Origin of the sequence: Micromonospora sp. MA102 (assembly GCF_025460765.1) — a bacterium.
GTDB lineage: Bacteria > Actinomycetota > Actinomycetes > Mycobacteriales > Micromonosporaceae > Micromonospora > Micromonospora halotolerans.
The window spans coordinates 305807-327961 of sequence record NZ_JAMWEG010000002.1 but is presented as its reverse complement, the minus strand read 5'-3'; the positions used below and the strand labels follow the sequence as shown (position 1 = coordinate 327961).

General features: G+C 73.5%; 25 protein-coding genes and 1 other RNA gene. 9 read left to right on the top strand and 17 right to left on the bottom strand.

Translation table 11 applies throughout. The features are described from left to right. The first annotated feature begins 111 nt into the window (after nt 1–111). A complete protein-coding gene (locus tag NFX44_RS04975) occupies nt 112–543 on the top strand; it encodes a hypothetical protein (protein ID WP_262282297.1) in 432 nt (143 codons plus the stop codon). Between the two features lie 61 nt (nt 544–604). Next, the gene (locus NFX44_RS04970) at nt 605–1879 is read left to right on the top strand and encodes a M48 family metallopeptidase (RefSeq protein ID WP_262282296.1); all 1275 of its coding nucleotides are present in this window, start codon (nt 605–607) and stop codon (nt 1877–1879) included. 28 nt (nt 1880–1907) lie between these two features. Here NFX44_RS04970 and NFX44_RS04965 read toward each other — a convergent pair whose 3' ends face one another. The 3 genes from NFX44_RS04965 to NFX44_RS04955 all read right to left on the bottom strand — a co-directional run bounded on the left by NFX44_RS04965 (nt 1908) and on the right by NFX44_RS04955 (nt 3756). After that, entirely contained in the window at nt 1908–2882 is a 975-nt protein-coding gene (locus NFX44_RS04965; RefSeq protein WP_262282295.1) for a hypothetical protein, read from the bottom strand. Continuing rightward, on the bottom strand, nt 2876–3208 hold the full coding sequence (locus tag NFX44_RS04960; protein WP_262282294.1) for a PadR family transcriptional regulator: 333 nt from the start codon (nt 3206–3208) through the stop codon (nt 2876–2878). The genes NFX44_RS04965 and NFX44_RS04960 overlap by 7 nt, the downstream gene beginning before the upstream one ends. A gap of 62 nt (nt 3209–3270) precedes the next feature. Next, nucleotides 3271–3756, bottom strand: coding sequence for an FBP domain-containing protein (locus NFX44_RS04955; RefSeq protein ID WP_262282293.1), 486 nt, complete (start codon nt 3754–3756; stop codon nt 3271–3273). Between the two features lie 60 nt (nt 3757–3816). Here NFX44_RS04955 and NFX44_RS04950 point away from each other — a divergent pair, with 60 nt between their 5' ends. Then, nucleotides 3817–4386, top strand: a complete 570-nt coding sequence (locus NFX44_RS04950) for a TetR/AcrR family transcriptional regulator (RefSeq protein ID WP_262282292.1) — start codon at nt 3817–3819, stop codon at nt 4384–4386. A gap of 7 nt (nt 4387–4393) precedes the next feature. Here the strand turns inward: NFX44_RS04950 and NFX44_RS04945 are convergent, their stop codons facing one another. Both NFX44_RS04945 and NFX44_RS04940 read right to left on the bottom strand, forming a co-directional pair. Beyond that, entirely contained in the window at nt 4394–5605 is a 1212-nt protein-coding gene (locus NFX44_RS04945) for a PP2C family protein-serine/threonine phosphatase (protein ID WP_262282291.1), read from the bottom strand. A 183-nt stretch (nt 5606–5788) separates the two neighbouring features. Continuing rightward, nucleotides 5789–6631, bottom strand: coding sequence for a LysR family transcriptional regulator (locus tag NFX44_RS04940; protein ID WP_262282290.1), 843 nt, complete (start codon nt 6629–6631; stop codon nt 5789–5791). 72 nt (nt 6632–6703) lie between these two features. Between NFX44_RS04940 and NFX44_RS04935 the strand changes: the two genes are divergently transcribed. Then, on the top strand, nt 6704–7942 hold the full coding sequence (locus tag NFX44_RS04935; RefSeq protein WP_262282289.1) for an MFS transporter: 1239 nt from the start codon (nt 6704–6706) through the stop codon (nt 7940–7942). On the opposite strand, the gene NFX44_RS04930 is transcribed toward NFX44_RS04935, so the two are convergent. Together NFX44_RS04930 and NFX44_RS04925 are read right to left on the bottom strand one after the other, a co-directional pair. Continuing rightward, complete coding sequence (locus NFX44_RS04930; protein WP_262282288.1) at nt 7903–8457, bottom strand: GNAT family N-acetyltransferase; 555 nt, start codon at nt 8455–8457, stop codon at nt 7903–7905. The genes NFX44_RS04935 and NFX44_RS04930 overlap by 40 nt on opposite strands. Nucleotides 8458–8508: 51 nt before the next feature. Then, nucleotides 8509–9156, bottom strand: a complete 648-nt coding sequence (locus tag NFX44_RS04925) for a hypothetical protein (RefSeq protein WP_262282287.1) — start codon at nt 9154–9156, stop codon at nt 8509–8511. 470 nt (nt 9157–9626) lie between these two features. Between NFX44_RS04925 and NFX44_RS04920 the strand changes: the two genes are divergently transcribed. Further along, nucleotides 9627–9989: a YciI family protein gene (locus NFX44_RS04920; RefSeq protein WP_262282286.1), complete on the top strand. Its 363-nt coding sequence runs from the start codon at nt 9627–9629 to the stop codon at nt 9987–9989. Between the two features lie 269 nt (nt 9990–10258). Here NFX44_RS04920 and rnpB read toward each other — a convergent pair. Continuing rightward, nucleotides 10259–10668: RNase P RNA component class A (gene rnpB / locus NFX44_RS04915), an RNA gene on the bottom strand. Nucleotides 10669–10793: 125 nt separating this feature from the next. On the opposite strand from rnpB, the gene NFX44_RS04910 reads away from it, so the two are divergent. Next, nucleotides 10794–11555 (top strand): sulfite exporter TauE/SafE family protein, encoded by a 762-nt coding sequence (locus tag NFX44_RS04910; protein WP_262282285.1) that lies wholly within the window; start codon nt 10794–10796, stop codon nt 11553–11555. Nucleotides 11556–11598: 43 nt separating this feature from the next. On the opposite strand, the gene NFX44_RS04905 is transcribed toward NFX44_RS04910, so the two are convergent. Next, nucleotides 11599–12831, bottom strand: coding sequence for an MFS transporter (locus NFX44_RS04905; RefSeq protein ID WP_262282284.1), 1233 nt, complete (start codon nt 12829–12831; stop codon nt 11599–11601). A 58-nt stretch (nt 12832–12889) separates the two neighbouring features. Here NFX44_RS04905 and NFX44_RS04900 point away from each other — a divergent pair, with 58 nt between their 5' ends. Continuing rightward, the gene (locus NFX44_RS04900; protein ID WP_262282283.1) at nt 12890–13369 is read left to right on the top strand and encodes a MarR family winged helix-turn-helix transcriptional regulator; all 480 of its coding nucleotides are present in this window, start codon (nt 12890–12892) and stop codon (nt 13367–13369) included. Nucleotides 13370–13421: 52 nt separating this feature from the next. Here the strand turns inward: NFX44_RS04900 and mctP are convergent, their stop codons facing one another. From mctP to NFX44_RS04865, 7 genes are all read right to left on the bottom strand, one after another. Further along, nucleotides 13422–15077, bottom strand: coding sequence for a monocarboxylate uptake permease MctP (gene mctP / locus NFX44_RS04895; RefSeq protein ID WP_262282282.1), 1656 nt, complete (start codon nt 15075–15077; stop codon nt 13422–13424). Beyond that, nucleotides 15077–15319 (bottom strand): DUF3311 domain-containing protein, encoded by a 243-nt coding sequence (locus NFX44_RS04890; protein WP_262282281.1) that lies wholly within the window; start codon nt 15317–15319, stop codon nt 15077–15079. The genes mctP and NFX44_RS04890 overlap by 1 nt, the downstream gene beginning before the upstream one ends. A 210-nt stretch (nt 15320–15529) precedes the next feature. Next, the gene (locus tag NFX44_RS04885; protein WP_262282280.1) at nt 15530–16717 is read right to left on the bottom strand and encodes a bifunctional RNase H/acid phosphatase; all 1188 of its coding nucleotides are present in this window, start codon (nt 16715–16717) and stop codon (nt 15530–15532) included. Between the two features lie 5 nt (nt 16718–16722). Then, nucleotides 16723–17460: a zinc ribbon domain-containing protein gene (locus NFX44_RS04880; RefSeq protein WP_262282279.1), complete on the bottom strand. Its 738-nt coding sequence runs from the start codon at nt 17458–17460 to the stop codon at nt 16723–16725. Then, on the bottom strand, nt 17457–18323 hold the full coding sequence (locus NFX44_RS04875) for a Nif3-like dinuclear metal center hexameric protein (protein WP_262282278.1): 867 nt from the start codon (nt 18321–18323) through the stop codon (nt 17457–17459). The genes NFX44_RS04880 and NFX44_RS04875 overlap by 4 nt, the downstream gene beginning before the upstream one ends. A gap of 93 nt (nt 18324–18416) precedes the next feature. Beyond that, on the bottom strand, nt 18417–18998 hold the full coding sequence (locus NFX44_RS04870) for a flavoprotein (RefSeq protein ID WP_262282277.1): 582 nt from the start codon (nt 18996–18998) through the stop codon (nt 18417–18419). A 16-nt stretch (nt 18999–19014) separates the two neighbouring features. Beyond that, complete coding sequence (locus NFX44_RS04865; protein WP_262282276.1) at nt 19015–20241, bottom strand: helix-turn-helix domain-containing protein; 1227 nt, start codon at nt 20239–20241, stop codon at nt 19015–19017. Between the two features lie 234 nt (nt 20242–20475). On the opposite strand from NFX44_RS04865, the gene NFX44_RS04860 reads away from it, so the two are divergent. Next, nucleotides 20476–21156 carry a bifunctional DNA primase/polymerase gene (locus tag NFX44_RS04860; protein WP_262282275.1) on the top strand — a complete coding sequence of 227 codons (681 nt, stop codon included), beginning with the start codon at nt 20476–20478 and terminating at the stop codon, nt 21154–21156. Between the two features lie 86 nt (nt 21157–21242). Then, nucleotides 21243–21404 (top strand): hypothetical protein, encoded by a 162-nt coding sequence (locus tag NFX44_RS04855; RefSeq protein WP_262282274.1) that lies wholly within the window; start codon nt 21243–21245, stop codon nt 21402–21404. A 16-nt stretch (nt 21405–21420) separates the two neighbouring features. On the opposite strand, the gene NFX44_RS04850 is transcribed toward NFX44_RS04855, so the two are convergent. Next, entirely contained in the window at nt 21421–22146 is a 726-nt protein-coding gene (locus NFX44_RS04850; RefSeq protein ID WP_262282584.1) for an FAD:protein FMN transferase, read from the bottom strand. Nucleotides 22147–22155: the final 9 nt, after the last annotated feature.

The window sequence follows — 22155 nt, the reverse complement described above, 5'->3', positions numbered from 1 at the left end:
CCGGAAATAGTCCCCGATGTCCTCCACAGTAGACCTGGTCATAGGGGTTCCGGGCCGTAACGGCCAAAGACGGGGCAGCCGGCTGCCGGGTCGAGGGCGCACAATCCCGGGGTGCGCTTCGGGGGAGGACGGTCGGCACGTCGGCGACGCGGGCTGGTGGCCGGCACGGCGCTGGCGGTGCTCGCGGCGGTCGGGCTGACGCTGGGGGTTCCGCTGCTGCGCGACCGGTCCCAGCACCGGCTGGAACGCCGGGCCGACCGGGAGGTGACGGCCACCGCCCAACGCACCCGGTCCCTCCTGCTGGCCGAGCCGGCGGCGCGGGAGGCCGACCTGCGGTTCGCCGCCGACACCGTGGACGGCGTCGAGGTCCTCTCGGCGGCGGCGGGTGTCGCCGAGGTCCGGCTGGTCTTCCGGGTACGCGTGGCGAAGACCGCCGCGTCGGTGTTCGGCTGGCAGCGGGCCGAGTCCAGCGCCTGTTTCGCCCAGTCGGTGCGCCCGGGCGTCGCCCCCGCCCCGCTGGAGCGGCTGCCCTGCCCCGGCTGATCGACCCCTCCCCCGAACGGCCGGTACCAGCGGCGGCCGGTTCCGGACAGGATCACCCCTCATGATCACCACGTCGGCGGGCGCGGGAACGTGTCCGAAGTGCGGGGCGGCGACCGTGTCGATCCGCGAGGCGCTGCCCTGGTGCGCCGGTTGCGAGTGGAACCTCGACGGTTACGACCGGGCCCGCCAGGCGCCCGAACTGGGCTGGTCCTGGATCGACCGGCGGACCCACCGGCTGGCCGCCCGGCTGACCCGCCAGCAGTACGCGGACCTGGTCGGCCGGCCGCTGGAGTCGACCGGGTGGAGCCTGGCCGGCGCGCTGACCGTCGGCGTCTCCGTCCTGCTCCTGCTCGGGGTGCTGGCCCTCGCGGTGACCGGGGTGTGGCTGCTCTTCGCGTACCCGTTCCCGAACTTCGCGGTCGTCCTGGGGGCGGCGCTCATCGCGCTGGCGCTGGCGCTGCGCCCGCGCTTCGGCCGCGTCCCGCCGGAGGTGGACGTGCTCACCCGCGCCGAGGCGCCCGAGCTGCACGCCCTGGTCGAGGAGGTGGCGAACCGGATCGGCGCGCCGGTGCCGCACGTGCTGGCGGTGGACAGCGACCTCAACGCGTACGCGACCGCGGTGGGGCTGCGCCGGCGCCGGCTGCTCTGCCTCGGGCTGCCGCTGTGGGGCGCTCTCGACGGGCCGGCGCGGGTGGCGCTGCTCGGTCACGAGCTGGGCCACTTCGTCAACGGCGACGTGCGGCGCGGGCCGCTCACCCAACCGGCGCTGACGATGCTCGGCACGGCCGCGGACCTGTTCCGGCCGGTGCCCGGCACGCACGGCGCGGGGCTGATCGTGCTGATCGGCGAGTGGCTGGGCCGGATGGTGTCCTGGACGCTGTCCCGGCTGCTCTTCGTCGGCCACCTGGCGCTGGCCGCCACCGCGCTGCGCGGCAGCCAGCGGGCCGAGTACCTGGCCGACGAGATGGCCGCCCGGGCGGCCGGCACGGCGGGCGCCACCCGCCTGCTCGACGTGCTGCTCAGCACGGAGTCGGTGGCGCTGGTGGTGCGGCAGGCGGCCCGGGGCGGGCAGGGGGCGGCGGCCTGGCGGGCCGGGACGGCCCGCTCGCTGGCCGCGGCGGTCGACCGGCTGCCGCTGGTGCGCCAGCTCTCCGTCCGGGAGGGCATGTCGCTGTTCGCCACCCATCCCCCGGCCGGACTGCGCCACCGCATGCTCACCACGCGGTCCTGGCAGGACCCCGCCGTCGTGCTCACCGAGGCCCGGGCCGAGCGGATCGACGCGGAGCTGGCCCGGCACTACGAGCGAGCCGGCCGGATGGTGGCCTGGGAGAGCTGACGGCCCGTCGCGTCGCGGGCCGGCGGCGTCAGGTGGGTGTCGGCACGGGCTCCGGCACGGGTTGGGCGGCCGGCGCCGGCCGGGCGGCGGCGACGGTGTAGGCCACCGCGTACGGGGTGCAGGCCAGGTAGAAGACGGGCTCGACGAGCACCAGGTCGGTGATGAGGAACCGTTCCCAGGCGGTGGGGCGGGGCAGCCCGAACGACGAGTCGGTCCAGCAGGTGAGCAACCACAGCGGGGCGGAGATCCGGTCCACCGTGTCCGGCGGCAGGCCGTCGGCGACCGGCGCGACGGGGGTCGCCGGGATGGTGGACACCACCGCGAGGACGACCGCGGCGTCGGCCGCGACCAGCGCGCCGAGCACCCCGACGACCCAGGCCAGCCGGGTCCGCCCCCGGCGGGCCAGGATTCCCGCGCCCCAGAGGGCCGGCACCAGCACGGCGAGCCAGAGCAGGAGCCCGGGCACGGTGCCCGGCAGGCCCCGATCGTCCCGGCCCGCGAGCGCGGCGAGCACCACCGTCACGGTCAGCCCGATCGGCAGCACGACGCCGAGCGCGGTGGCCAGCGGTCCGGTGCGTACGGTCCGCCGCGCGGCCCGGGTGACGAGGAGGGCGAGCAGCGCGCCCGCCACCGCGGTGAGGCCGGACCAGAGCGGCAGCTGCACCGCGGTCGCCCCGGCGAGGTGGGCGCCGAGCAGGGTGTACGCGACGTTCATCACCACGGCGGCGAGCACCACGACGGCGACGCACGCCGGCGGGGCGAGCAGCAGCACTTTGGCGGTACGCCGCAGCCGCCGGTGCAGCACCGCCCGGTCGACCACCGGCGCACCGGCCCGGCTGGCGGCGAGGCTGGCCGCGAACCGCAGCATCCGCCACCGTTGCCCGCTTACGGCCAGGACGTGCAGCTCCGCGTCCCACTCCCGGACCAGCTCGGCGCGCAGCTCCACGGGCCAGCGCCGCGCGGCCGCCCGCAGCAGGAGACCGGCCAGCCGCCGGGTCACCATGCCGGGGCTCCCGTCGGCTCGGCGCCGCCCCGGATCGTCCCGCTTCCGGGGGCGAGGGCGCGCAGTTCGGCCAGCGCCAGCCGGGCGGCACGCACCCCCTCGCCGGTGAGCCGGTAGTAGCGGCGGGCGGGCCGGCCGGCGGCGACCGGGTCCACCTCCTCCCAGTCGGCGGCGAGCCAGCCGGCCGCTTGGAGCCGGTGCAGGACCGGATAGAGGGTGCCGCTGGGCAGGCCGGTCAGCTTCATCAGGTCGAGCCCGTAGCGCGGGCCCTCGGGGTCGGCGAGGAGCGCGGAGAGCACCTTGGCCACCGGGATCGTCAACCGCATGGGCGAGACTATATCGCAACTCTACATAGGGTACGGCAGTCACGCCGGGCGGGAACGCCCGCCTATTCGACGACCCGCTGGAGGAAGGCGGCGAGGTTGGCCGTGGTCCGGTCGATCTTCTCGGCCAGCGTGAGGGACTCGTCGAGGCGCCGGCCGGCGTTCTTCTTCCCCCGCAGGTAGAGGGAGCAGGCCAGGTCGGTGCAGAGGTAGCTGCCGACCGAGTTTCCGGCCCGGCCGGCCGGACCGGCCTTGCGGGCGGTCATCAGCGAGACGCCGTCCCCGGTGTGCGTGGTCAGGCAGAGCGAGCACATGCTGCGCCGCACCCGCCCGGCCTGCGACGCGACCCGCAGGGCCACCCCGAGCAGCCCGGCGCCGGACTCGGCGACCAGGTAGGCCCGCTCCGTCGCGGCGGGGTCGCGCCAGCCGAGGAAGTCGAGGTCCGCCCAGGGGCGCTCGGCCAGATCCCGGGGCAGGGCCAGGCGCTTCGCCTCGCCCTTGGTGCAATTGACGAAGGAGGCCCGGATGGCGGGCTCGGACAGGGGTGTCATAGGCGCTAGTCTAGACCTCCTAGGTTAAAGACTAGAAGATCTAGACGTGGGGTGGGACACATGGCCCGTACGGGGTTGACGGTCGAGCGCCTGACCCTGGCGGCGGCGGAGATGGCCGACGAGGTCGGCTTCGAGAACGTCACCGTCTCGGCGCTCGCCCGCCGGTTCGGGGTGAAGGACGCGAGTTTGTACTTCCACCTCAGGAACGCCCAGGAGCTGCGGGTCCGGGTGGCGATGCTGGCCCTGGCGGAGATGGCCGACCGGGCCGCCGACGCACTCGCCGGCCGGGCGGGCAAGGACGCGCTGGTCGCCTTCGCCGACGCCTACCGCGACTACGCCCTCCAGCACCCCGGCCGGTACGCGGCGGCGCAGCTGCAACTCGACCGGGAGACCGCCGAGGCGAGCGCGGCACGGCGGCACGCCGACATGACCCGGGCGATCCTGCGCGGCTACCGGCTGGCCGAACCCGACCAGACCGACGCCGTACGCCTGCTGCACAGCACCTTCCACGGCTACGTGTCGCTGGAGCGGGCCGGCGGCTTCCGCCACACGCCGAGGACGACCGACGCCACCTGGTCGCGCACCCTCGACGCGCTCGACGCCCTGCTGCGGAACTGGCCGCCGGGCTGACGCGGGGCTAGCGGAGCAGCCGGCGGACGGCCAGCAGGGCGATGTCGTCGGTGGGGTGCTCGGTGTCCAGCGCGGCCATGACGGTGGCGGCCACCGTGTCGACGGGAGCCAGCGGGACGGCCGCGGTCAACCGGGCCACGCCGGCGTCGAACAGCTCCCCACGACGCTCGACCAGCCCGTCGGTGTAGGCGACCAGGATCGAGCCGGGCGGGAAGTGGGCCGTGGTGGTGCGCCGCTCCCGGCTCCGGCCCGCGCCGAGCGGCGGATCGATGTACGCGTCGAGCACCGTGTTCCGGCGGCCGGGCGCGGCCAGCACCGGGCGCGGATGGCCGGCCACGGAGACGCGCAGGGTCTCCCGGTCGGGGGAGATCATCACGTACAGAGCGGTGGTCAGGCTGCCGGCCTCGAAGTGGACCACCTTCCGGTCGAGCAGGGTGAGCACCTCCGCCGGGTCGTCGGAGACCAGCGAGTAGGCGCGCAGCGCGCTGCGGACCCGGCCCATCACGACGGCGGACTGGAGCCCGTGCCCGGAGACGTCGCCGACGACCACGCCCAGCCAGCCCGACGGCAGGGTGAAGACGTCGTACCAGTCGCCGCCCACGCCGGAGGCGTGGCCCGGGACGTACCGGCCGGCCAGTTCCAGATCGGGCAGACAGGGCAGTTCCGCGGGGATGAGGCTCCGTTGCAGAGCCAGGGCCGCAGTCTGGTCCAGGGTGTTCGCCCGGGCGCTGCTGGCCAGGCTGACCCGGTCGGCGACCAGTTCGAGCAGGCGGACGTCGTCGAGGGTGAACTGTCGCGGGGACAGGGTGCCCACGTGCAGCACGCCGACGAGCTCGCCCCGCGCCATGATCGGCACGCCCAGGAGGGACCGCACCCCGGTCTGGATGAGCACCGGGTTGACGACGTTGTCGCTGGTCACCGTCTGGATGATGACCGGCTGGCGGGTGAGCGCGACCTGGCCGGCGAACCCGCGGCCGACGGAGACCCGGAAGCCCTGCCGGACCTCCTCCTCCAACCCCCGGGCGGCGGTGGCCACCAGCTGCTGGGCGCGGACGTCGAGCAGGAGGATCGCGGCCGTGTCGACCCGCAGCAGGTCACGCACCCGGTCGAGCAGCTCGTCGAAGAGGTCGGCGACATCGAGTCGGGACAGCGTCGCGTCGGTTACCGCCTCGATACGGCGTAACCACTGCTCGTCCCCCAGGACGTCCGCCCGAACCACCCCACGATCCTAGTTGCGCCCCGACAAGTCTCGCTTCCGGCGACCCCTGGGACGGCCGTCCCACCAGTTGATCGAACCGGACATCCGGCGCGGGGCGACGGACGAATAGACGGTACGCCGCATCCCCGTGGTGATTCGTCCCCGGGGGATTGCCGAGGGAGTCCGGCGTCACACCGGTGACGCTCAGATCGTGCGTCGCAGCGCCGTCTCCACGGCATCGACCAGCGGGTCACCCTCGTTCCGGGGATGCCGGGCGAGGCCGAACTCGACGTCCGGCAGGGCGGGCAGGGCACTCGCGTCGTGGCAGGCCATGACCGGTTCGAGGTTCGCGGGCATGAGCGCCGCGACGCCGAGACCGGCCCGTACCGCGGCGAGCACACCAAGCAGGCTGTTGCTCTCGAACGCCACCCGCCAGCGCCGGTCGGTACGTTTCAACGTCTCGAGCACCGACGTACGCCAGGAGCACGGGTTCGAGAACAGCACCACCGGCAGCGGATCGGCGGCCACGTCCACTCCCTGGCCGATCGCCCAGACCAGCGGGCGGCGCACCGTCCAGCGGGGCGGCCCGGGAAGGTCCGGCAGCGCGTCGAGCACGAGTTGGACGCGGCCGGCGTCGTAGGCCTCCCGCATGGCGGCGCTGGAGATGCTGAGCACCTCCAGCGTGGCGCCGGGGTGCAGCCGGGCGAGGTCCGCGAGGGCCTGCGGTAGTTGCGACGCGGCGAGGTCTTCGAGCAACCCGACGACGCAGTGGCCGGTGAGCGCGCGTCCGGTTTCGGTGAGCGCCTGCGCGGAGAGCGAGAGGATGCGTTCGGCGTACGGCAGCAGCTCCTCGCCCGCCCGGGTGGGCGAGACACCGGCCGGCGACCGGTTGAGCAACGGGCGGCCGACAACCCTCTCGAGCTTGCGCAACTGATGGCTGAGCGCGGGCTGGGTCTGGCCGAGCGCGGTCGCCGCCCGACTGATGCTGCCCGCCCGGACGGCGGTCACGAACGACCGCAGCAACGCGGTCTCCAGGTCCCTGGCCATAACCAATCATTATGGCAGTGCCAGCAAAGTCGCCACTTCCTATGGCCCGGTGGCGGATCTAGCGTCGCACGGGTGACCGGATACCGACAGGTGCTCGCCGTGCCGGGGATGGCAGCGCTGCTGGGCGTCTCACTGCTCGCCCGCGTAGCGATCACCGCCGACGTGATGGCGCTGACCCTGTACGTCGTGCTGGGGCTGGACCTCGGCTACGCGGCCGCGGGTGGCGTGGCGGCGGCCCTGACCGCCGGGGTGGCGCTGGGCGGGCCGCTGCTCGGCCGCATGATCGATCGGCGGGGCGCGCGCGTCGTGCTGTCGACCACCGTCGTCCTGCAGGTCGTGTTCTGGCTGAGCGTGCCGCTTCTGCCCTACGGGATCCTGGTGGGCGCCGCCTTCGCCGCCGGTCTGCTGATGGTGCCGGCCCAGCTCGTGACCAGGCAGGCGATCGCCGCCATGACGACGGCGGGACTGCGGCGGGCGGCGTTCGCGCTGGAATCGGTGCAGGGCGAACTGTCGTACGTGGTGGGTCCGCCGATCGTGATCTTTATGGCGGCGCAGGTCTCCCCCGGCGTGGTGGCCTGGGGCGTCGGCGCCGCCATCGTGGCGGGTGGCGCGGGGCTCGCCCTGCTCAACCCGCCGCTGCGTGCCGACGACGAGGCGGAGGCCGGCACGCTCGACCGCCCCCGGCGCCGGGAGTGGCTGGGCCCGCGCATGATCGCCGTGCTGGTGATGGCGTTCGGCGCCACGATGGTGCTCAGCGGCACCGACCTGGCCATCGTCGCCACCCTCGAAGCAGCCGGCCAGGTGCCCTGGGCCGCCGTGGTCGTGGCCACCTACGGCGTGGCCTCCATCGCCGGCGGGCTCGCGTACGGCGTGCTCCCCCGGCCACTGCCCACCTGGCTGCTGCTCGGCCTGCTCGGGCTGGCGACCGTTCCCGCCGGCCTGGCCCACACCTGGCCCTGGTTGTGCGTGGCCGGCGCCGCAGCGGGGCTGCTCGCCGCGCCGACCCTCTCCGCGGTGGCCCACGCGGTGAGCCGGCTGGCGCCGGCCGCCGTGCGGGGCGAGGCGACCGGCCTGCAGTCCTCGGCGCTGAGCGCCGGGTTCGCGCTCGGATCTCCCGTGGTCGGGGTGGCGATCAGCGCCTCCGTGCCGGCGGGCGGCTTCGCGGCCGCCGGGCTGGCCGGGGTTGCCGCCGCGCTGACCGGATACCTGCTGTCCCGCCGCTCGCCCGCCCGGCCCCGGGCCCGGGCACCGCAGGGGCTACCGGCACCCGCTCAGGACGGCGGTCGCCACTCCCGCCTGATCAGCCCGTAGACCCACGAGTCGGAGACCTCGCCGTTCACGACGCAGTCTTCCCGCAACGTCCCTTCCCGCACGAACCCGAGCTTCTCCAGCACCCGGGCGGATGCCACGTTGCGGGTGTCGGCCTCGGCCTGGACGCGGTTCAGGTCCAGCGTGTCGAACGCCCAGCGCAGCAGGGCGCCCGCGGCCTCCGTCGCATAGCCGTGCCCCCACGCCGCATCGTCGTAGCAGTAGCCCAGCGACGCGCTGCGGTAGTCCGGATTCCACCGGCTCAGGCCACACCAGCCGAGGAACGTCCCGTCGGAGTCACGATCCACGGCCAGCCGCACCCCGGTGCCCGCCTCGGCCATCTGCCGGCAGGCCGCGACGAACCGCTCGGCGCGCGCCCGTTCGTTCCACGGGGGCGCGTCCCAGTAGCGCAACACGTAGGGGCTGCTGTGCAGCGCGAAGAGGTCGTCCGCATCCGCATCGTCGAACGGACGCAGTCTCAGGCGAGTGCTGTGCAGCGTGGGGGCGGGCAGCGACATGACACGTTCCCTCCGGTACCGGCGGCCGATCAACCAGACATCCGGCGCCGGTCACGCGCAACGGGTTTTCCCGGCGGGCAGTCGGCGTGGCGCACGGGTGCGGCGGTAGTAGGACCAGCCGGCGACGGGCAGGGCGATCGCCCACGCCAGCAGCAGCGGCAGGCCGAGGAGGACACCGGTGGTGGTGAAGATGTCGTCCTCCGGGTTGGTGTCGGCGAGTTCGGCCGCGAACCGCCAGGGCAGCGTCGCCACGTAACCGATCATCAACGCGGATCCCAGGACGGTCGGCGTCAACGGCAGCCACCGTGGCACCCGATGTCCACGCAGCACCGGTATCCAGCGCGGGAAGATCAGACCCCAGTCGCTGATGAGTCCGAGGGCCAGCACCCCGCCGAGGCCGGCCAGGACGCACAGGACGGTGAGATAGAGCGCGCCGGCAGGCAGGCCGAGCAACCCGTCGACCGGGTGGTCCCCCGCGCCCGGTCCGCGACCGTGGTACCACTCGCGGAACGGATCGGGATGGGCGAACAGCGGGATGCCGAAAATCCATGGGATGTGCAGCGGGATGAAGCCGAGGATGGGGGCGACCCAGGCGACGTGCCCCGCGCGGCGCGCCCAGGGTGGCGGCGGTGGGGTGCGCAGCGCCGTTGCGCCGGAGGCGGTCCGGTCGGCCCCCTGAGCCGTGCCGCCTCGTCGCACTTCGATGTGGCTCCGTTGTCCCGATCGTCCCATGGGCCGACGATGTCACCGCGCCTCGACGCGGCGCCTCACCCTGCTGCGGGATCACGCTCCCTCGCCAGGGGGAAGGCAGCTCGTCGGCCGCCCGAGCGACGCATCTGCTGTTCGGTTCGCCGTACGAACAAGCCGCGCAGGACGCGCGGGAACGCGGCTGGGACTCGCGGGACAGCCGGCCCGCCGGCCTGTCTAGTCCCACCTGATGCGTGACGAATCCGTCCCAGCACATGCACGACAGTCGGCCGTGGTTCCTCCGTCGTCCTGCTTACGGTCGGTGACATCTGAGTGCCTGCGGGCGCACTGACATGCCGAAGTGAGTGCGACGGCTGACCGGTTGACAGAAGTCAAGCTGGAGAGTGTCGGATCTGCCGGATGCCGTTCGTAGCGTATGCAGAGACGGACGTCGGGTCCGGGGACGATCAGAGGGAGCGGACATGCCTGAGTACCTCATCTACTTCAATCAGCAGTGGGTGGGTGACCACACCGAGGAGTGGTTCCACGGGCGCGGCCCACTCGCCAGGGCGGTTGTCGATGAGATCAAGGCCGCCGGGGCATTCGTCTTCGCCGGGGGCCTGGAGGAAGAGGACGGCCCAGTCTTCAACGCTGACGCCACAAGCGGTGCGACGGTCATCACCGACGGGCCCTATGTCGAGAGCAAGGAGTTCCTGGGTGGCCTGACCATCGTGGACGTGCCGGATGAGGCGACCGCCCGGATGTGGGCCGGCAAAATCGCGGAGGCATGCGGCTGGCCGCAGGAGGTTCGCCGGTTCAAGCCGCGGCGCGTCTTGCAGGGATGAGATCGTCACTCGTCGGCTGAGGCTTGAGCCGAGGCGTGGCCGGCACCGGGGCGACGTCGCTGCTGCGGTATCGGCAAGGATTCGACCAGGCACGGGGGCGGCCAGAAAAGTGCCGTCCCCGGAGCCGGCCGACGACAGCGCTTCGCCGTACTCATTTGCCGCGATGCGCACCCGTGTCGCGGACCGTGAAGGCTTCCGCGGCGCACTCTGAGGATCATGTCGGACATCAGGGTCAGCCCCCAACTGACGGAGGCTGACCTGGTGGGCGACGGACGAGTCGACCTGTACGCCGGATTCTGTGACCGGCACGCCCCGAAGGGCGGCCGGCGGCGGCCATCCATCTCGGCCTACCGTCGCCGGCAGGCTCCAGCGGCCTACCCGCAGACATCGGGCGGGCCGCCCTCAAGCGTCTGCGCGGGCCGTCATCTTGCGGTGACGACCCTTTCTTGGCCTTGCTCCGGGTGGGGTTTACCGAGCCATCCCGGTCACCCGGGATGCTGGTGGGCTCTTACCCCACCGTTTCACCCTTACCGTCCCGTATCGGGCCGGCGGTCTGTTTTCTGTGGCACTGTCCCGCGGGTCACCCCGGGTTGCCGTTAGCAACCACCCTGCCCTGTGGAGTCCGGACGTTCCTCGGCGGCGGGCCCCAGCCCGCCGACGCGACCGCCCGGTCGACTCGTCCGTCGCGCCCTTATCTTAACGACGGCGCCCCCGCGCCCATTTCCGCCCCGCACGCCGGCCCGCCACGGGGTGCGCACAGGGCGGACCTGCGTGCGGGGCCCGGGCGGGCTAGCCTGCGGGATCATGAACCTCTCCGACGTCGCGCTGCTGGTTGCCGCCGGTCTCGCCGCGGGCACGGTCAACGCGGTGGCCGGGGGCGGCTCCCTGATCACCTTCCCGGCCCTCATCGCGATCGGCCTGCCCCCGGTCCCCGCGAACGTCAGCAATTCGGTGTCGGTCTTCCCCGGCTACGTGGCCAGCGTGGCGGGCAGCCGGGCGGACCTGCCCCGGGGGCGGGCGCTCTGGCCGCTGCTGCCGACGGCGGTGGCCGGCACGATCGTCGGTTGCGTGCTGCTGCTGGCCACCCCGGCGCGCGCGTTCGAACTGGTGGTGCCGTTCCTGGTGCTGGGCGCGACCGCCGTGCTGGCCTTCCAGGACCCGCTGCGCCGGCTGGTCGGCCATCCGGCCGACCTGAGCCCGCGCCGCCGTACCGTCACCGTGCAGGCCATGGTCGCGCTGGGCACCGTGTACGGCGGTTACTTCGGCGCGGCGCTCGGGGTGATGCTGGTGGCCGGTCTGGCCCTGGTGCTGGACACCACGCTGGCCCGGGTGTCGGCCATCAAGAACCTGCTCTCGGCCATGGTGGGGCTGACCACCCTGGTGGTGTTCGCGCTCTTCGGTCCGGTCAACTGGGCCGCGGTAGCGGTGGTCGCGCCGGCCACGCTGGTCGGCGGGTACGTGGGCGCCCGGCTGGTCCGCCGGCTCCCGCCGGTGGTGCTGCGGACCCTCATCGTGGTCTTCGGCACGGTGATCGGCCTCTACCTGCTCTACCGCGCCCTCGGCTGACCGGGCGGGGAGGGGCCCCTGGCAGGAGGGACCCCCCCGCACCTCAGTACGCCTCGCCGACCGGCTCCTCGGGGGCGTGCTCGTTGCGGCGGGCGGCGGAGTTCCACCGGGACCAGAGCACCCGCTCGCCGTAGCCGGCGGCCATCACGTGCGCGAAGGCGAGGTAGACCAGCACGCCGACGGCGAGGACGCCGAACCCGACCCAGAACGGCAGGGCGAGCGAGTGCTCGGCGAGCTTGCCGGCGATGATCGGGGCCGGCGCGGCGGCGCCCCAGCGGACCAGGTTGAAGGCGCCGGTGGCGACCCGCCGGTCGCTGGAGCCGAGGCCCAGGGCGAGGTCGGTGAGGTTGGCGTTGGCCAGGCCCATGAACAGGCCGGCGAGGACCAGGACCACCAGCGACATGGCGGTGCCGGTGGAGGTGGCGAAGAGGACCATGCAGACCAGCAGGCCGGCGATGGCGACGCCGACGGTCTGCACCGCGCCGATCCGGTGCGCCAGCCGGTGGCCGATCAGCAGGATGCCGGCGGCCAGGCCGAGGCCCCAGCCGGTGAAGGCCAGGCCCAGCGGGATGACGTCGAGGTGCAGGTAGAGCGGCGTATAGCCGAGCACCACGAAGAAGACGAAGTTGTAGGCGGCGGTGACCACGCAGAGGGTGATGAACGCCGGCTTGCGGTAGGTCGAGAAGATCGCGCCGAGGCGTACGGGGGCCTGCTTGTTGGCCGGTTCGCGGAGCTTGCGGGAGGCCACGGCCAGGGCCAGCACCATGAACACGCCGCAGACGAAGAACGGCAGCCGCCAGCTCACCTCGCCGAGCAGGCCGCCGATCAGCGGGCCGACGGCGAAGCCGAGGCCGAGCGCGGTCTCGAAGAGGCCGACGACCCACTCCCGGTCGTTGGCCAGGTTGACCAGCACCACCATGGCGGTGGCGAAGAACATGGCGTTGCCCAGGCCCCACACGCCGCGCAGCACGGAGAGCTGCACGATGTCGTTGCTGAACGACGCGAGGATGGCGGCCAGGCCGACCACCGAGACGCCGGTGATCAGCACCGGCTTGAAGCCGAACTTCCCGCTGGCGAGGGTCGCCGGGATCATGCCCACGGCCATCACCGCGATGTACGCCGTGAAGAGCAGCTCGACCTGCCAGGCGGTGACCCCGATCGCCTCGCCGATGGCGGGCAGGATCGGGTCCACCACGGCGATGCCGGCGATGGCAAGGAAGGCCACCAGGGTGGTGGCGTAGATGGCACTGCGGTTGGGTTCGGATCGCCGATCCACTCCGCGCCTCCAGACAGATAGCTGTATATTACAGGTAAATCAGTTGTATCATACAGCTATGACGGACGACGAGACGACGGGAACCGCTGCGGACGAGGCCACCCTCGGCCAGATCGAGACCGAGGTGGCGATGCTCCTGCGGCTCGGCGAGGCGACCCGCCGGGCGACCGGCACGGCCGAGCACCGGGTGCTGGACCGGGCGGCGTACGTGATCCTGCGGCACCTGGCCGGCGCCGGCCCGCAGAACGTCTCCGCCCTGGCCACGAGGCTGAACCTGGACGGCTCCACGGTCACCCGGCAGGTCTCGGCGATGCAGCGGGACGGGCTGATCTCGCGTACCCCGGACCCGGCCGACGGGCGCGGCACGGTGATCTCCCCCACCCCGGCCGGCCTCCAGCGCATGGCCGCGGTGCGGGCGGCCCGGACCCGGCTCTACGGCGACATCCTGGCCGCCTGGTCGCCGGACGACCGGGAGAGCCTGGCGGACCTGCTGCACCGGCTCAACGAGGCCCTCGAATCGCGCACCCGCCGCCGCTGAGCGCATGACGAGGCCCCGGCCGCCGACGTGGCGACCGGGGCCTCGGGCAAGCTCAGGCGACCGGCTCGGGAGCGGCGTCCGCGTCCCGCTCCACGCCGGGGGTGACCCGCGCGTCGCCCTCGTCGGCGAAGTAGTCGTCCGGGGTGGTGCCGTCCACCCCGTCGGCCACCTTCGCGGCCCGCAGCACCAGGGTGAGCAGCGCGGCCACCGCCAGGTTGACCAGCACCGCCACGATGCCCACGTAGATCGTCTTCTTGGTGTCGAAGCCGAACTCGGAGAGCGGGAAGGCCGAGCCGGCGAAGTGCTTCTTGCCGGTGGTCGGATTCCCGATCTGGTAGAGCATCCACATGCCGAGGCCCATGCCGGCCACCCAGCCGGCGATCAGCGCGTTCCGGTGGAACCAGCGGGTGTAGAGGCCCAGAGCAACCGCCGGCAGCGTCTGGAGGATGATCACGCCGCCGATGAGCTGGAGGTCGATGGAGAACTGCGGGTCGAGGAAGACGATGCAGGCCACCGCGCCGACCTTCACCACCAGCGAGGTGATCTTCGAGACGTTGGCCTCCTGCGCCGGGCTGGCGTCCCGCTTCAGGTACTCCTTGTAGATGTTGCGGGTGAACAGGTTCGCCGCCGCGATCGACATGATCGCCGCCGGCACCAGCGCGCCGATGCCGATGGCCGCGTACGCCACGCCCGCGAACCAGTCCGGGAACTGGCTGTCGAAGAGCAGTGGCACCACCGTGTTGCCGTCGACGCTGCCGGCCTTGGCGCCGGGCAGCGGCTTCACGCCCGCCGCGATGGCCATGTAGCCGAGCAGCGCGATCAACCCGAGCAGCAGGCTGTACGCCGGCAGCGCGGACATGTTCCGCTTGATCACGTCGCGGTTCCGGCTGGCCAGCACGCCGGTGATGCTGTGCGGGTAGAGGAACAGCGCCAGCGCCGAGCCGAACGCCAGTGTGACGTACTGGAGCTGGTTGTTGGCGTTGAGCAGGATGCCGTCGCCCGGCGCGGGTGACGCCTTGAACTTCGCGTCGGCCGCGTCGAAGATGTCGCCCCAGCCACCCAGCTTGTACGGCAGGTAGATGACCGCCACCAGGATCACGATGTAGATCAGCGAGTCCTTGACGAAGGCGATCAGCGCCGGCGCGCGCAGCCCGGACTGGTAGGTGTAGGCCGCCAGGATGGCGAAGGCGATGATGATCGGCAGGTGCCGGGCCACCGCGCTGTCCCCGGTCACGCCCATCGTCTTGAGCACCGCCTCGATGCCGACCAGCTGCAGGGCGATGTACGGCATGGTCGCCACGATGCCGGTGATGGCGATCAGCAGTGCCAGGATCGGCGAGTCGAACCGGTTGCGGACGAAGTCCGCCGGGGTGACGAAGCCGTGCCGGTGCGAGACCGACCAGAGCCGGCAGAGCACCAGGAACACCATCGGGTAGATGACGATCGTGTACGGCACGGCGAAGAAGCCCGCCGCCCCGGCCCCGAAGATCAGCGCCGGCACCGCCACGAAGGTGTACGCCGTGTAGAGGTCACCGCCGACCAGGAACCAGGTGATCCAGCCGCCGAAGCTGCGCCCGCCCAGGCCCCACTCGTCCAGGTGCGCCATGTCGCGCGGCGCCCGCCACCGGGCCGCCACGAAACCCATGGCGCTGACCAGCAGGAAGAGGAAGCTGAAGACGATGATCTCGGTGAGGTGGTCGCGCCACATCAGCGGTCACCCCGCTTCTTCGTCATCTGGTAGACCAGCGTCGTGGTGGCCACGCCGAGGATGATCCAGGCCAGTTGCAGCCAGTAGAAACGCGGGAAGCCGAACAGCCGGGGCGAGTCGGCGTTGAAGAAGGCCGGGATGAGCGGCACCACGATCGGTATGAAGAGCAACCAGTTCCAGGGACTGTGGTCCTTCGCCCTGGATCGCGCCGTTGTCGGCGCCTCCGGTTCTGGTGCTGCCATGTGACACACCTCCGGGAACTCGTAACTTGCCATGTGACGGCCGGAGGCTACGACCCTGTGAGCGCGGTCACGTTCTACCGGAGGACGGCGATGCGCCGAGCGGCCGCCCGCGTGCGCCGAACGGCCGGCGGCCCCAGGTCGCGGCGCGGCGCCGGACGCGCCGAGCCGGAGTCGCCGTGGGCGCGGACGGCCGGGTGGCGCCGGGAGAAATCAGACGTCGGCGAGGTGGGAGGTGTCGTTGACCGAGCGGACCGCGACGCCGCCGTCCGGGTAGAGGTCGAGCACCGAGATCCCCGCGGTGTCCAGGTAGAGCCGGTGCAGGAAGGCGTCGCCGGCCGCGAGGGCGTCGCGCAGCACCAGCTTGATGGGCGAGACGTGGGAGACCACCACGACGGTCTCCCCCGGGTACGCCTTCCGGAGCCGGTCGACGGCCCGACCGGTCCGCTCGGCGACCGCGACGAACGACTCGCCCTCCGGCGGGGCGACCCGGGTGGAGGCCAGCCAGGCGTCCAGTTCCCCGGCCCAGCCCTCGCGCACCTCGGCGAAGGTGCACCCCTCCCAGACCCCGAAGTCGCACTCGATGAGGTCGTCGTCGGGGCGTACCGGCGGGTTGCCGACCAGCGCGGCGACCGCCTCTGCGGTGGCCACGCACCGCGCGAGGGGCGAGCTGACCACGGCCGCGACCGACGGCGCGAGGGCGGCCACCCGGGCGGCCGTGGCCCGCGCCTGGGCCCGGCCCCGTTCGGTCAGCGGCACGTCGCCGCGCCCCGAGTAGCGCTTCTGCACGGTCCGCTCGGTCTCGCCGTGCCGGACCAGGATCAGCCGGGTGGCCTCCTCGGTCGGGCGCGGCTCCCAGGAGGCCGGAATGGTGGCCGGGTCGGTGCCGGTGGCCCGGCCGGTCGCGGCACGGGCAGCCACCTCACGGACCGCCGGGTCGGGGGCGGCGGCCTCGCGCGGCGCCTCCACCGGGCGGGTCGGTGCCAGACCGGCCGCCGCGTCCATCGCCGCGTTCGCCAGGGCGTCGGCGTGCTTGTTGCGCTCGCGGGGCACCCAGCTGAACCGCACGCTGGCGAAGCGGCCGACCAGCCCGGCGGCCTGCGCGGCCAGCGGCCGCAGCCCCGGGTTCTTGATCTGCCAGCGGCCGCACATCTGCTCGACCACCAGCTTGGAGTCCATCCGGGCCTCCACCTCGGCCGCGCCCAGCTCGGCGGCGGCCTCCAGCCCGGCGATCAGGCCCCGGTACTCGGCCACGTTGTTGGTGGCCGTGCCGATCGCCTCGGCCCGCTCGGCCAGCACCTCGCCGGTCGCCGGGTCCCGGACCACCGCGCCGTAGCCGGCCGGCCCCGGATTGCCCCGGGACCCGCCGTCGGCCTCGATCACGACCGCGCGCACCGCCACGGCGGCTACAGCCCGGACTCGTTGGTCCGGACCATGATCCGCCGGCACTCCTCGCAGCGGACCACGTCGTCCGGGTCGGCCTTGCGGATCCGGGCCAGGTCGGCGCCGGAGAGCTCCAGCCGGCAACCCCCGCAGCGGGCGCCGGTGAGCAGCGCCGCGCCCAGGCCGGTGTCCGTGCGGATCTTGTCGTAGAGGGCGACCAGGTCGGCGGGCAGGTCGCCGGCCAGCGGCTGGCGGGCGCCGCGCTTGAACTCCTCCTCCTTGGCGATCTCGGCGAGGCTGTCGTCGCGGCGCTGCTCGGCGGCGACGCGCCGGTCCCGGGCCTCGGCGATCCGCCGCTCGACGCCGTCCAGCACGCCCTGCGCGGTCTCCCGCTGCTCCATCAGCTCCAGCTCGGCGTCCTCCAGGTCGCCCTGCCGGCGGTTGAGCGAGGTCAGCTCGTGCTGGAGCGCCTCCAGCTCACGGGCCGGGCCGGTGCCCGCGGCGAGGCGGTTCTCGTCCTTGGTCTTGCGGGCCCGGACCTGGTCGACGTCCTTCTCCAGCCGGGCGATGTCCCGGTCCAGGTCGTCCACGGCCACCTGGGCGCGGACCCGCTCGTCCTCCAGCGCGGAGAGTTCGCGCGCCAGGGCCTCCAGCTCGGCCAGCTCCGGCAGCGTCCGGCGGCGGTGGGCGAGCTGGGCGAGCGTGGTGTCGATCGCCTGCAGGTCGAGCAGGCGGCGCTGCACCTTCGGGTCAGCCTTCACGGTCGGGGCTCCTTGTCGTCCGGTCGGGGTGCGGCGGCGTGCACGGTCCACGGGTCGGTGTCCAGGTCGGACACCGTGGTCTCGACGCCCAGCTCGTCCCGCAGGTGGGCGGCCAGGTCGTCCAGCCAGGGTCGCTCGGTCGCCCAGTGGGCGGCGTCCAGCAGGGCCGGGCCGCCGGCGGCGAGGTGCTCACCGGCGGGATGGTGGCGCAGGTCGGCGGTGAGGAACGCGTCCACCCCGGCCGCGGTCGCCTCGGCGAGGAAGCTGTCCCCCGAGCCGCCGCTGACGGCGAGGGTACGAACCATACGCCCGGGATCCCCGGCGGCGCGAACTCCCCAGGCGGTGACGGGGAGCACGGCGGCGGCGTGCCGGGTCAGCTCGGCCAGCGTGAGCGGGGTGGGCAGCTCGCCGATCCGGCCGATGCCCCGGCCGGGGCCGGCGGCGGGCGAGCCGGGGCGGGGCGGGTGCAGCGGGCGCAGCCCGGTCAGCCCGAACCGGGCGGCCAGGGCGTCGGACACCCCGGGGTCGGCCACGTCGGCGTTGGTGTGGGCGACGTACAGCGCCACGTCGGCCTTGATCAGGCGGTGCACGATCCGCCCCTTGTACGTGGTGGCGGCCACCGACGAGACTCCGCGCAGCAGCAGCGGGTGGTGCGCGACGATCATGTCGGCCCCGGCTGCGAGCGCCTCGTCCACCGTCTCCGGGACCACGTCGACCACGCAGGCGACCCGCCGGACCGGGGTCTCGGGCTCACCGAGCACCAGCCCGACCCGGTCCCACTCCTCGGCCCAGGCGGGCGGGTAGCGCCGGTCGAGCGCGGCCACCACGTCGGCGACCGTGGGTGGCGATCCGGTTGTGCTCACGGCCGGCCAGCTTACCGGCGTCGGGCCCCGTCGCGGGCCGGCTGGCCCGGACCGGGCCGGCGGGGCGGCTCCCGCCGGCCGGTCCGGCGCCGGTCAGCCGACCGGGGCGGCCGGGCGTGGCGCGGCGCGCAGGGCGGCCAGGCCGACTGCCCACGGGAAGGCGTCCAGGTGCCGCTCACCGGTGCCCGGCGGGTGCAGCGGCACCACGTGGTCACCGAAGACCACCCGGATCCCCCACTCGCGCAGCCGGGCCAGGCTGGCCCGGAACGCGGGGTGCGCGGCCATCGCCACGTTGGTGTAGGGCACGGCTGCGATCGGCACCCCCATCCCCTGCCCCTCGACCAGCAGGCCGAGGGCGAGGGTGTCGGCGATGCCGACCGCCCACTTGTTGACGGTGTTGACCGTCGCCGGGCAGACCAGCATGGCGTCCGCCGGGGGCAGCACGTCCGGGTCACCCGGGTTCTTGTAGTGGGTGCGGACGGGGTGGCCGGTCTGCCGGGCCAACGCCGTCCGGTCGACGAACTTCGCGCCGTCCGGCGTGGTCACCACGCAGACCTGCCAGCCGTCCTGCTGGGCGAGGTCGACCAGCCGGCCGACGTGACGGGCCAGCGGCGAACCGCAGGCGATGACATAGAGCACCCGACGGTGCCCGTTGCTGGTGTGCGAACCGGTCATAAGACCCGACCCGCGCTCATACTCCGACTCCCATGTGCGCAGCCAACTCCGCGATCGGCGAAGGCGGCGCACCCCGTGTGCGACGGAGTACGTCCGACATCACCTCGTGGGCGATGGGCCGGCAGCGGATCTCGGAGGGCGCGAGCCGGTCGCCGCGGAGCAGCATGTCCCCGGCGTTGGCGACGTCGCCGATCTGGGCGAAGCCGCGGGCGATGTCCAGCAGGTGGTGCGCGCGCCGCTCGGGCAGCAGCGCGTTGAACGCGGGCTCGGCCAGCCGGTGGTGGGTCTCCACCGCCCGGCCGCCGTCGCCCAGCTCGACGGCGGCGGCGGCCCGGTGCAGCTCCAGGTTGGTCGGGCCGAACGAGGTCCAGTAGTGGTTGTGGTCCCCGCCGAGCAGGGTGGCCGCCTCGGCCGCCCCGGTCAGCAGGTCGTCCACGGTCGCCGAGTCGCCGATGCGGGCCGCGGCCATGGCGCCCTGGAGCAGCAGCATCCCGTAGACCGAGAGGCGTTCCGGCCGGACGTCGTTCTCGCCGCCGGGGGCCAGCCGGTTGGCGATCCGCACGTTGAGTTCGAGCGCGGGGCGGGGGCGGCCCATCGCGACGAGGGCGTTGCAGACCCGGGTGGTGGCGATCCCGGCGAGCAGGGGGTCGTCGGCCCGCTGGGCGACCGCCATCGAGCGGTCGGCGGCCAGCCAGGACAGGTCGCACTCGCCGAGCTTGCGCAGCACCGAGGAGGCGATCTGGTAGACCTGCCCGAGCAGGTGGGCGGCCTCCCGGGCCTGGTCGCCGCTGTAGCCGGCGTCGGCGGCCTGGGCGTCGCGCAGCAGCTTGGGCAGGGCCCGGGTCAGCATGCCGTAGCGGCCGTACTGGTAGGTGAGCCAGGCGTGGTTGACCGCCTTGCGCATGTCGGTCAGCGGCGGGGGGTAGGGCGCCGCGTCGAAGTACGCGCTCATCGAGTCGTAGCGCTCCAGCGCGGCGCGGATCTCCTCGACCTCGACCTGGTCGATGCAGTTGAGGGCGTCGGTACGCCGCTCCGGGTCCTTGCCGAGGAGCAGTTGGACGTCGACCTGGAGGATGTCGGCGATCTCGTAGAGCACGGAGAACTTGTCGAGCCGCCGGACGCCGCGCTCCACCTTGTCCACCCAGCTCTTGGACTTGCCGAGCCGGTCGGCGAAGACCTGTTGGGACATCTTGCGCCGGCTCCGCCAGTACGCGACCCGCCGGCCTATGGGTAGCTCGTCCATCTCCCCATCCCTCCCCCTGCCCGCGTCCGGCTGATCTCCCCCGGTCGACCTTCGCAACGGCCCGTCGGTACTCAGGTTTTCGCTGGTCGCACAGTCTGTACGTCGGCCGTACAGCCAGTTCTCGTAGTTTTCGTGCAAGTTGCATCAGCCGTTCGTCAGCTCAACGACCGTGGGTTACGGCAGTGACGGCGTTCGACGTGTGGTGTGTGGACAGTTCCGGGCGGGCGAGAGGGGATGGGACACATGTGGGGAAATGTCGGACCGCGCGTGGCTCACCTGTCGCCGCTGGAACGGGTCCGGTTGCGCCGGGTCGCCGTCCGGTACGCCGTGCACGGCTGGCCGGTGACCCCCGGCGCCTGCCTGGCGAACAGCCGCTTCGTCTGCGGCCGGGCCGGCTGCCCCACGGTCGGCTGCCACCCCGCCCTGGAGAACTGGGAGCACGCGGCGAGCGCCGACCCGGCCCGGGTGGCCACCTGGTGGCGCAGCCGCCCGCACGGGGTGCTGCTGCCCACCGGGCGCGCGTTCGACGTGCTGGAGGTCGCGGCCCACCTGGGCCGGCGGGTGCTCGACACGGTCGCCACCCATCCGGCCGGCTTCGGCGTACGCGGGCCGGTGCTGGTCACCCCCACCGGCCGCTGGATGTTCCTGGTGCGCCCCGGCGACCCGCTGCGCCCGGAGCTGGACCACTGCTTCCACGTGGTCCGGCACGGTCCCGGCTCGTGGATCCCGGCCCCGCCGACCCGGCTGCCCGAGGGAACGGTCCGCTGGGCGGTCGCCCCCGAGCAGGCGCGCTGGCGGCTGCCCGACTCGTACCTGGTGCAGAACGCGTTGATCGCGGCGTTACGGGCGGCCGGGATCACGCTGACCCCCGAGCTGCTCCCCGGCCAGCTCCCCCTCCCCCGGCGCGGCTGCTGACCGGCGGCTCCCGGGCAGCGACCTCACCGGCGTCGCACTCGTTGTGCCTGCCGAGAGGCGCAGAAGCGCCGGAGCGGGGGTGGAGGATGTCCGAGGACGATGCGGCCCGCCACAGCGGCGGCACCGAGCCACCGCCGCACCGGCGTCGCCCGTACCGCTGGGCCTTCACCCGCCCGTGGGGCACCCGGCCCCGGGGCTCGCGCCCGCGCGGCTCCCGCCCCGCCACCACGCACCGGCCGCTCCGCTGACCCGCGTCCCGCGCCGTCAGGCGCTGGACGGGAGGTCGCGGGAGTGCCGGAGGCGGCCGTCGTCCGTCACCACCGCGTGCCGCCAGGGCGCGGGCAGGCGGTCCAGCCAGCCGATGCCGGGCTCGCCCATGGCCACGGCGGCGGTGGCGTAGGCGTCGGCGACGCCCAGGTCGGGGCCCACCACGGTGACCGAGCGCAGGCCCACGGCCGGGGCGCCCCGGCGGGGGTCGACGACGTGGTGGCCGCGCTCGTAGACGCCCGAGGTGGCGACCGCCAGGTCGGTGCCGGTCAGCACCAGGCAGGTGGCGGCCGGGTCCCAGGGATGCCGGACGCCGATGCGCCACGGGCCGCCGGTGACCGGGTTGCCGCGTACCCGGACGTCGCCGCCGGCGTTCACGCAGTGGTTCGGGGCGCCGGCCTCGACCAGGCGGTCCGAGGCCACCTGCGCCGCCCAGCCCTTGACGTAGCCCGACGGGTCCAGCCGTCCGGTGGCGTACGCGTCGAAGAAGCCGTCGGTGCCGGTCCACAGGTCGGCGCAGCGTTCGAGGACCGCCCGCAGGTCGGCCGACGCCTCGGCCAGCCGCAGCTCGCCCCGGTCCAGGCGGCACACCTCGCTGTCCGCCCGGTAGGTGCTGAACCGCGCGTCCACCTCGCGCAGCCAGGCGAAGGTGCCCTCGGCCAGCTCGTGCAGGGTCGCGGCGGGCAGGTCGTCGGCCAGGTCGAGGCTGATCGCCGTACCCATGATCTGTTC